Annotated in this window: 9 protein-coding genes; 5 read left to right on the top strand and 4 right to left on the bottom strand. The window is 73.6% G+C overall.

Annotated features, from left to right (window positions below; all coding sequences use genetic code 11):
• Nucleotides 1-24 precede the first annotated feature (24 nt).
• A complete protein-coding gene (locus tag C7C46_RS27955; protein WP_110672712.1) occupies nucleotides 25-321 on the bottom strand; it encodes a hypothetical protein in 297 nt (98 codons plus the stop codon).
• Nucleotides 322-566: 245 nt separating this feature from the next.
• Here C7C46_RS27955 and C7C46_RS27950 point away from each other — a divergent pair, with 245 nt between their 5' ends.
• Both C7C46_RS27950 and C7C46_RS27945 read left to right on the top strand, forming a co-directional pair.
• Nucleotides 567-1,007 (top strand): MarR family winged helix-turn-helix transcriptional regulator, encoded by a 441-nt coding sequence (locus C7C46_RS27950; RefSeq protein ID WP_110672711.1) that lies wholly within the window; start codon nucleotides 567-569, stop codon nucleotides 1,005-1,007.
• Between the two features lie 92 nt (nucleotides 1,008-1,099).
• A complete protein-coding gene (locus C7C46_RS27945) occupies nucleotides 1,100-3,187 on the top strand; it encodes a S9 family peptidase (RefSeq protein WP_110672710.1) in 2,088 nt (695 codons plus the stop codon).
• On the opposite strand, the gene C7C46_RS27940 is transcribed toward C7C46_RS27945, so the two are convergent.
• Entirely contained in the window at nucleotides 3,184-3,534 is a 351-nt protein-coding gene (locus C7C46_RS27940; RefSeq protein WP_110672709.1) for a hypothetical protein, read from the bottom strand. The two genes, C7C46_RS27945 and C7C46_RS27940, sit on opposite strands and share 4 nt — an antisense overlap.
• A 144-nt stretch (nucleotides 3,535-3,678) precedes the next feature.
• Here C7C46_RS27940 and C7C46_RS27935 point away from each other — a divergent pair, with 144 nt between their 5' ends.
• Nucleotides 3,679-3,867 (top strand): hypothetical protein, encoded by a 189-nt coding sequence (locus tag C7C46_RS27935; protein ID WP_110672708.1) that lies wholly within the window; start codon nucleotides 3,679-3,681, stop codon nucleotides 3,865-3,867.
• Between the two features lie 33 nt (nucleotides 3,868-3,900).
• On the opposite strand, the gene C7C46_RS27930 is transcribed toward C7C46_RS27935, so the two are convergent.
• Entirely contained in the window at nucleotides 3,901-4,542 is a 642-nt protein-coding gene (locus tag C7C46_RS27930) for a DedA family protein (RefSeq protein ID WP_110672707.1), read from the bottom strand.
• A 110-nt stretch (nucleotides 4,543-4,652) separates the two neighbouring features.
• Here C7C46_RS27930 and C7C46_RS27925 point away from each other — a divergent pair, with 110 nt between their 5' ends.
• Nucleotides 4,653-6,698 carry a transglycosylase domain-containing protein gene (locus C7C46_RS27925; RefSeq protein WP_110672706.1) on the top strand — a complete coding sequence of 682 codons (2,046 nt, stop codon included), beginning with the start codon at nucleotides 4,653-4,655 and terminating at the stop codon, nucleotides 6,696-6,698.
• A 185-nt stretch (nucleotides 6,699-6,883) separates the two neighbouring features.
• Complete coding sequence (locus C7C46_RS27920; protein WP_110672705.1) at nucleotides 6,884-7,276, top strand: SCO5389 family protein; 393 nt, start codon at nucleotides 6,884-6,886, stop codon at nucleotides 7,274-7,276.
• A 113-nt stretch (nucleotides 7,277-7,389) separates the two neighbouring features.
• Here C7C46_RS27920 and C7C46_RS34450 read toward each other — a convergent pair whose 3' ends face one another.
• Nucleotides 7,390-9,228 carry a hypothetical protein gene (locus C7C46_RS34450; protein ID WP_146259232.1) on the bottom strand — a complete coding sequence of 613 codons (1,839 nt, stop codon included), beginning with the start codon at nucleotides 9,226-9,228 and terminating at the stop codon, nucleotides 7,390-7,392.
• Between the last annotated feature and the right edge of the window lie 210 nt (nucleotides 9,229-9,438).

Genomic DNA, 9,438 nt, shown 5'->3' with positions numbered 1-9,438 from the left:
GGGCCGAGCCCCGTCAACGCGCCGTCAGCCCAGCGGCGGCTCCACCGCCTCCACCGGCAGCGCGGCGGCCCGCACCTCGGCCCGGCCGAGGGCCAGGTGGGCGGCGCAGGCCACCACCACCCAGGCCAGGCCGCTGCTGTGGGTGTAGGCGTGCCCCGCGGTGTGCAGCTGCTGCTCGGTGCCGCAGTACAGGCAGGCGTTGGCGTGCAGCTGCTCGCCGCTGACCAGCAGCTGCTGGGTCGGGCCCTCGATCGGGTGGTAGTCGATCGGGATCGCCGCGCGGGCGGCGGTGAGCTGGTGGGAGGTCAGGTCCGAGGTCATCGGTCAGCTCCAGGGTGAGGACTCCAGGGTGCTGGACGGAAACGGCTCCGGTCACCCACTGTGGCCGCTCGACTCCGCCCATAGCCCCAGCGTGGCCCCAGCGCGCGCCCACCGCACCCCGGATGGGCTTATTGGCAACCCGTTTCCGCTGAACGCCCGTCACCTGGCCGCCATCCGGAGTTCTCCGGGCAGCCCGACGGGACCGTTCACGGTCAGAACGGTTGCCGAGTGCTACCGTCCCCCGCATGAACAGCGTCAGCCCGCTGCCGAGCAGCACCAGCTTCCGGCTCGGCACCCTCGGTGCCGTGGCCACCGCCCGGTTCACCGCGCGGATCGCCGCCCTGGGGCTCAAGCCCAAGGACGTCGGGCTGCTCACCCTGCTGCGCGCCGGCGGTCCACTCTCCCAGCTGGAGGCGGCCAAGGCCATGGGCGTGGCCCCGAGCCTGGTGGTCACCGTGGCGGACCGGCTCGAACTGCTGGGCGCGGTGCGCCGGCTTCGCGACCCCGGCGACCGCCGCCGCCAGCAGCTCACCCTGACCCAGCAGGGCCAGGCCCTGCTGGACCGCTGCGCGGGCGCCGCCCACGAACTGGACGCGGAGTTCACCGCCGAGCTGGACGAGCCGGAGCGCACCGCCCTGGACCGCACACTGGCCAAGCTGGCCGCCGCCCACGGCCTGCCCGCCTGAGCCCCCTGACCACTGCGGTCCCGGCAGCCGAGGCCCCGACTGCCGAGCCCCCGGCTTCGAGGTGACCGGCCGACAGGTGATAGAGAATCAGAGTGTCCACTACCGATCTCCCCCAGCAGCTCGCCCGCACCCGTCGCTTCACCCTCGGCCTGCCGACCCGGTTCACCGTCACCCCCGACGGCAGCACGGTGCTCTTCCTGCGCAGCCGCGGCGGGGCCGACCCGGTGGCCTGCCTCTGGTCGCTCGACGTGTCCACCGGCGCCGAGCACCTGCTGGTCGACCCGGTCGTGCTGCTGGGCGGCGCGGCCGAGCAGCTCTCCGAGGCGGAGCGGACCCGCCGCGAGCGGACCCGCCAGCTCGGCGCCGGCCTGGTCGGCTACCAGACCGACGCCGCCGCGGCGCTGGCCGTCTTCACCCTCTCCGGCCGGCTGTGGACGGTGGACACCCGCACCGGCGCCGCCCGCCGGCTGCCCGCCCGCACCCCGGCGCTGGACCCCAGACCGGACCCGACCGGCCGCCGGATCGCCTACCTGAGCGGCGACGAGCTGCGGGTGATCGAGGCGGACGGCACCGCCGACCGGCCGGTGGCCGCGCCGGACGCCCCCGACACCTCGTTCGGCCGCCCCGAACACGTCGCCGCCGAGTCGATGGGCCGTCACCGCGGCTACTGGTGGTCCCCCGACGGCGAGCGCCTGCTGGTGACCCGGGTCGACGAGTCGCAGGTGACGCGCTGGCACATCGCCGACCCCGCCGACCCGGCCCGCCGCCCGCGCGCCGTCCGCTACCCCCCGGTCGGCACCGCCAACGCCGAGGTCACCCTCTGGCTGGCCGAGCTGGACGGGCGGCGCACCGAGGTCCGCTGGGACCGGGCCGGCTTCGAGTACCTGACCGCCGCCGGCTGGGACGCGCACGGCCCGTACGCGGCGGTGCAGAGCCGCGACCAGCGGACCGTGCTGCTGCTGGCCGTGGACCCGGCCGACGGGGCCACCGCCGTGCTGCACGAGCAGCGCGACGAGCACTGGGTGCAGCTGGTGCCCGGGCTGCCCGACCGCAACGCGGGCGGCGCGCTGCTCGGCTTCGCCGACCTGGGCGACACCCGGCACCTGACGGTGGCCGGCACCCCGGTCACCGCGCCGGGCCTGCAACTGCACGAGGTGCTCGGGGTGGACGGCGAGGAGGTGCTGTTCGCCGCCGCCGAGCAGCCCACCGAGACCCACCTGTTCACCCACCACCCCGAGCACGGCGTGCGCCGCCTGACCGAGGCCCCCGGCGTGCACACCGGCGTGCGCCGGGCCGGCACCCTGGTCCGCAGCTCGCTCTCCCCCGACCACCCCGGCACCCGGGTCACCGTGCACCGGGACGGCCGGCCCGAACTGCCCGTCAGCTCGCTCGCTGAGCCGGCGGTGCTGGCCCAGCACCGCCGGCTCACCACGGCCGGCCCGCGCGAGCTGCCCACCGTGCTCCACCTGCCGTCCTGGTACCGGCCCGGCGGCGGCCCGCTGCCGGTGCTGCTCGACCCGTACGCGGGCCCGGCGATGCGCAAGGTGGTGAACGCGCAGAGTGGCTTCGGCCTGGTCTCCCAGTGGTTCGCCGAGCAGGGCTTCGCGGTCCTGGTGGTGGACGGCGCCGGGGTGCCCGGGCGCGGGCCGCGCTGGGAGCGCGAGGTGGCCGGCGACGTGCTCGGCCCGGCGCTGGACGACCAGGTGGCGGCCCTGCACGCGATGGCCGAGCGCCACCCGGAGCTGGACCTGTCCCGGGTGGCGATGCGCGGCTGGTCCTACAGCGGGACCCTCGCGGCGGCGGCCGTGCTGCGCCGCCCCGAGGTCTTCCACGCGGCGGTGGCCGGCGCTCCGGTGACCGACCAGCGGCTCTACGACACGCACTGGCGCGAGCGCTTCCTCGGCCACCCCGACCAGTACCCCGAGCGGTACGACGCCGCCTCACTACTGCTCGACGCGCCGAAACTGCGCCGGCCGCTGCTGCTGGTGCACGGCCTGGCCGACGACAACGTCTTCCCGGCCCACACCCTGCGGCTGTCCGCCGCCCTGCTGGCCGCGGGCCGCCCGCACGAGGTGCTGCCGCTCAGCGGCACCACCCACTCACCGGTCGGCCAGCGGCTGCTGGAGCACTCGCTGGCCTTCCTGAACCGGTCGCTGGGCCTGGATCCCCGGGTGGGTTAGGGCTGCACGTCGCTGCGGCCGCAGACCCAGGCCAGCGCGTCGTGCACGCCGCGGGCGTGCTCGCGCTGCTCGGGATCGGTGCGCAGGTCCAGGTGGCGGACCTGGGCGGCCTGCTGCTCGGCGGCCAGCTGGGCCGGACATGGCCCCTCCGGCGAGGTGGCGGGGCTGCCGGTCACCGGGGCGAGCCGGCCGTGGCCCAGTGCCCACCGGTAGCCGTCCAGCGATCCGCTGCGGGCCGGCGAGTGCTCGAACGGCGGCTCACCGAGGTACTCCAGACGCGCCAGCGCGTCCTCAACCTGCTCCCGGGAACGTGCCCCGACCCGGGACGTCACTTCGTGGCTGGTCATGTTCGCAGCGTATGCACCGCTCGGCCGGTAGGCGCGCCCACACGGCCAAACGGATTTAACGCGATCGGCGCGCCCAGGTGCGCTCACGGACGGTTCGGATCCACACTCGGAGTGCAGGGTCCATCCGACCGACGGAGGCTTCCCATGTCCGAGCCCATCGACAACGAGTCGCCCACTCCCGACCACCTGCTGCACACCGGGGCCGAGCACCCGGTGGACCCGGAGGATCTGGTGATGGCCTCCGGCCGCACCCCGACCCCCGAGCTGATCGAGCGCGCCCGGCAGACCCTGGAGCGGGACGGCGCGGCGGCCGTGGAGCGCCTGCTCCCCTGAGCCCCGGACGACCCGCAGGCGCCGCCGCTCCGCTCAGGGGCGGCGGCGCCTGCGCAGCACCGCCCGCAACACGAGCACGGCCGCCAGCAGCAGCGCCGCGCACAGCAGGTAGAGCTGGTAGCGCAGCGCCTGCCGGTAGATCGAGTCCAGGTTGCCCCCGGCCAGGTAGCCGACCGTGCTCCACACCCCGACCCAGGCCACCGCTCCGAGCGCGTTCCACAGCAGGAACCGGCGCCAGGCCATGCCGGTGATCCCGGCGATGATCCCGTTGGTCTGGCGCAGCCCGTCGATGAACCGGGCGCCCAGCACCACCTTGCCGCCGTTGCGGGTGAAGAAGCCCTCGGCCCGTTCCAGCCGCGCGCCGGTCAGCCCGACGTAGCGGCCCCAGCGGTGCACCAGTGCCCGCCCGCCGGAGCGGCCCAGCAGGTAGCCCAGGCAGTCCCCCAGGAACGCCGCGACCACTGCCACCGCGACCACCCCCGCGAGCGAGAGCCGGCCGGCCCCCGCGTAGACCGCCGCCAGGATCAGCACCGTCTGCCCCGGCACCGGCAGCGCCGCGTTGTCCAGCAGCACCAGTACGGCCACCGCGAGGTAGCCGTAGTGCTCCAGGAACGGCGCCAGGGCCGCCAGCGGGCCGGGCAGTTCCGGGGCGGTCGGAGCCAGGGTCTGGGTCATCGCCGTCCCACCTCAAGACGATCCGTGGACGCACATTGTCGCAGGCCTGTGACGGACGACGCCCCCCTTTTGGTCCGATTTACTCATCTTTCGTGCATAGAGTGCCAGGCATGTCTTCGTCGCAGATGGGCAAGTTTGTCCGGAACAGCAAGCTCACGGTCAGGTTCCTCGGCATCAGCACGGCGGCCGGTGTGCTGACGGCGGGGGTCGCGGTGCCGGCCGTCGGCGGCATGGGCCTGACCGCCAAGAGCGCGGTGGAGGACTTCCAGAACCTGCCGGACGATTTCACCACACCGCCGCTCTCCCAGTCCTCCACGATCTACGACGCGAGCGGCGGCGTGATCGCCACCGTCTGGGACCGCGACCGCACCGTGGTCACCAGCGACCAGATATCCCCGCTGGTGAAGTCCGCCCTGGTGGACATCGAGGACAACCGGTTCTACGACCACGGTGCGATCGACGTGAAGGGCGTGCTCCGGGCGATCAGCAACAACGCGGGCGGCGGCGGCACCCAGGGCGCCTCCACGCTGACCCAGCAGTACGTGAAGAACGTCTTCGTCGAGGAGGCCGGCGACGACCCGGCCGCGGTGCAGGCGGCCCAGGCACAGACGGTCGGGCGCAAGCTCAAGGAGATGAAGTACGCGATCAAGGTCGAGGAGACCCTGAGCAAGGACCAGATCCTCACCAACTACCTCAACATCACCTTCTTCGGTGAGCAGGCCTACGGCGTCGAGGCCGCCGCCCAGCGCTACTTCTCCACCCACGCCGCCGACCTCACACTGCCGCAGGCCGCGCTGCTGGCCGGCCTGGTGCAGTCGCCCAGCGGCTACGACCCGGTGGTCAACCCGAAGGCCGCCAAGGAGCGCCGGGACACCGTGCTGCGCAAGATGGCCGAGTACGGCACGATCAGCCGGCAGCAGGCCGACGACGCGATCAAGACCGATCTCGGACTCAACGTCAGCAAGGCGCAGAAGGGCTGCATCACCGCCCAGCAGGGCGAGGGGTTCTTCTGTGACTACGTGAAGAACGAGGTCCTCAACAACCCGGCCTTCGGCAACTCCGCCCAGGCCCGGCAGGCGCTGTGGCAGCGCGGCGGACTGCAGATCCACACCACCCTGGACCCGAAGGCGCAGGCCGCGCTGCAGAAGTCGGTCACCAGCCACGTGTACGCCTCCGACAAGGCGGCCACCGCGACCACCGTGGTGCAGCCCGGCACCGGCAAGATCATCGCGATGGGCCAGAGCCGCCCGTACGGCGTGGGCACCAACCAGACCCAGATCAACTACAACGTCGAGAAGTCGATGGGCGGCGGCGTCGGCTTCCCGACCGGCTCGACCTTCAAGCCGATCGTTGCGGCGGCGGCGCTGGAGGGCGGCATCCCCGCCTCGCAGACCTACGCCTCGCCGTACAGCATGCTCTGGCCCGCCATGAAGGACTGCTCGGGCAACCGGTACCCGTCCAAGGACGAGGTGCACAACGACGCCAAGTCGCTGGTCGGCCCGTTCGCGATGCCCGCCGCGATGGCCCAGTCGGTGAACACCTACTTCGCCTCGCTGGAGGGTGACGTGGGCCTGTGCAGCGTGGCGCAGATGGCCAACAAGCTGGGCATCACCCAGCTGGCCGGCGGCGGCCCGCTGGCCGTCACCCCCGCGATGGCGCTGGGCACCAACACGCTCACCCCGCTGGAGATGGCCAACGTCTACGCGACCTTCGCCGCGCACGGCAGCTACTGCACGCCGACCGCGATCGACAGCGTCACCGGCCCCGACGGCAAGCCGATCACCGTGCCGACCGGCAAGTGCAGCCAGGTGATGTCCTCGGACACCGCGGACCAGCTCACCACCATGCTCAAGGGCGTGGTGCAGGACGGCACGGGTTCGCCGGCCGGCCTGAGCGACCGGGACAGCGCGGGCAAGACCGGTACCACCAACGACAGCAAGCAGGTCTGGTTCGTCGGGTACACGAACGAGCTGTCCGCCGCGACCGTGGTGAGCGACACCGACAGCCCGAAGTCGCTGGACGGGCAGAGCATCGGCGGCGAGGTGGTGGGCCAGGCCTTCGGCGGCACGCTGGCCGGGCCGATCTGGCGCGACACGATGACCGGCGCGCTGAAGGGGACGACGCCGAGCTCGCTGACGACGGTGCCGCTCGGGTAGGCGGCACCAGGTAGCGGTGGCCCCCGTCGAGTTCTCGGCGGGGGCCGCTGGGTTTTCGGGGGCGGCGGGCGCGCGGGGGCGTGTCGTTTGACAGGGTGTCAGGAGGTGATCCAGGATCAGGCTTAGTGGAAATGGCTTTCATTTGCACTTTGGCTCTTCCTGATCCGAGAGTGAGCGTGGTCCCCATGTCCCTGACCGTCTCCCCCGAGCTGCTGGCCCAGGCCCAGGCCGGCGAGGTCGCCGAGGCCGACTTCGTCGCCACCGTGCGCGACTCGCTGCCCTTCGCGTACCGGACGGTGGAGCGGCTGACCACCGAACTCGCCGACGGTGCGGCACCGTTCGCCCACAACACGGTCGAGCCGCCGACCGACGCGGAGCGCGGGCAGCTGCTCCGGGCGATGGCCAGCGACTCGATCCGGGGCTCGCTGGAGCGGCACTTCGGGGTCAAGCTGGCCTTCATGAACTGCCACCGGGTCGGGGTCTTCCCGGCCGGCGCGGAAGCGGGCCCGGAGTACCGCGAGTTCACCTCGATGCGGGCCCAGCTGCTGAACCAGACGCCGGAGCTGCTGAGCTGCTGAGCTGCTGAGCGCCGCTCGGTGTTGACGGCGGGGGGAGACGGGCCGGGCCCGGTCGGAGCAGGTGCTCCGACCGGGCCCGGTCGTTGGTGCGGGGTGGCGGTGTGCGGCGCGCGTCAGGCGCGGGCGCTGGTGACCGCGGTGCCCAGGGCCTCCTTGATGCGGGGGCCCAGGCGGGCGAAGCCGAGCTCCTTCATGGCGGCGCGGAGCAGCTCGTCCTCGCTGCGGTCGGTGCCGTCGGTGTCCAGCCAGCGGACCAGGGCGACCAGGTCTTCGGCCGAGTAGGCGGTGATGGGGCGCCCGGGGGCGAGGTCGGGCTTGCCGGCGGGGGCGGTGGGCTCGGCGGCCACGTCCACGACCGGGGGCGCCACCTCGGCGACGGGCTCGGGCTCGGGGGCGACCTCGGGCTCTACGGCGACGGGCGCCGCCTCCTCCGCGACCGGCTCGGCCTCGACCGCAAGCTCGGCAACGGGCTCCGGCTCGGGCTCGACGTCCGCGACCGGCTCGACCTCGGCAGCCGGCTCGACGTCAGCCTCGGCCTCGGCCTCAGCCTCGGTCACCGACTCAGCGTCAGCCTCGACGGCAGCGGGCTGCGCATCTGCCTCGACGTCAGCCGCGGCAGCCGCCTCAACATGGGTCTCGGCCCCAGCCTCGGCCTCCGGCTCGGGTGCGGCCTCGGCCTCGAGCTCGGTCTCTGCCTCGGCGTCAGCCGCAAGCTCAGCAACGACCTCGTCCTCGGCGGCCGCCTCGGCAACGACCTGGATCTCGACCTCTGCCTCGGCAGCGACCTCGACCTCCGTCTCCGCGGCGACCTCGACCTCCGTCTCCGCGGCGACCTCGACCTCGACCTCGACCTCGACCTGCGGCAGCGTCTCCAGCTCCGGCTCACGAGCCGGCGCCGGGATCACGATCGCGGGCTCGGCCAGCACGGCCTTCGCCTCGTCCTCGGCCACCTCGTCCTCGCCGGGCTCCTCGGTCTCCGCAGCCGCGTCAACCTCGTCGGCAGCCTCGGCGGCCTCGGACTCCTCGGCCGCCGCCTCCGCCGTCTCGGCCTGCTTGCGCAGCAGCTCCGCGTACGCGGCCTGCGCAGCGGCGCGGTCGGCCTTGGCCTCGGCCAGCTCGGCGAGCAGCTCGTCCAGCCCGGCCGCCTCCAGCTCGGTCCGGAGCGCGCGCAGTTCGGGCAGCCGGTAAAGGGTTCCCTCGTCCGCGGCCAGCGCCGCGACCAGGTCGGCCAGCTCCTCGTAGCTCAGCACCATCAGTTCGCGCCCGACCAGCTTGCTCAGCTCGCGCAGGCCGCCGGTCAGCGCCTCGGCCGACTGGCCGGTGACGTCGAGCAGTTCGGGGTCCACGGGGCGGGCCACCGTGCCGGAGGCCGGTGCCAGCTCCTGCCACTCGGCGCGCTCCGCGGCCGCGGCGACCAGGGCGGCGTGCAGCGCGTCGCGGCGCGGACGGTCGGCCACGGCGAGGCGGCGGGCCTCCGCGCGCAGCTTGCGACGCCGGCCCCAGGAGAGCTTCAGGCCGCGCTCGCGCCGCCAACTCCCGTTCGCGGTGGCGGCGGCCAGCGCGTCCAGGTCCGCCTCGTACGCACCCGAACGCAGCGTGGTGGCGGTCTCGCGGACCCGGCGCAGCAGGCCGATCAGGGTCAGCACCTCGGCCACCGAGGCGGGTTCGCGCAGCGCCGCCTCCTCGGCCAGGCGTTCGGCGGCCTCGCGCAGCAGCGACAGGTCGCAGCCGCGCACCTCGGCGAGCACGGTGGAGGCGGACCGGGCGTCCTCGGCGCCGGTCACGGTGGAGGCGGCGGCGTACCAGGCGTGGGTCTCCACCGCCAGCGTGAATCCGCCCAGTTCGGCATACCTGAGGAGGCTTTCGCCCAACTCGGGCGTTTCTTCGGCACCCGGACCGGCGGAGCGGTCCTGCGGCGGTACATCGGCGTTCTGCACGGGAAGCACTGTCATGGGGATCGTCCGGTTCGTGGCGGGGAAGGCTGCGTCGGGGATGGTGCGAGGGCCGGCCCGGGAGCGGGTGGAGTCTGATCCGCCTCCCTGAGGTCCCTGCTGGTAGGTCAGGATACGGGTGGGCGTTCGACGCTTGCACGCACCCGGGCCCTGGTGAGGACACTGTGCCGTGCCCACCCCCGCCTGCCCGGCAGGACACGCGCCCGGCCG

It is taken from the genome of Streptomyces tateyamensis (genome assembly GCF_003205575.1).
Lineage (GTDB): Bacteria > Actinomycetota > Actinomycetes > Streptomycetales > Streptomycetaceae > Kitasatospora > Kitasatospora tateyamensis.
Note: the sequence above shows the minus strand (reverse complement) of the source record. Positions and strands in the feature narration are given on the sequence as shown.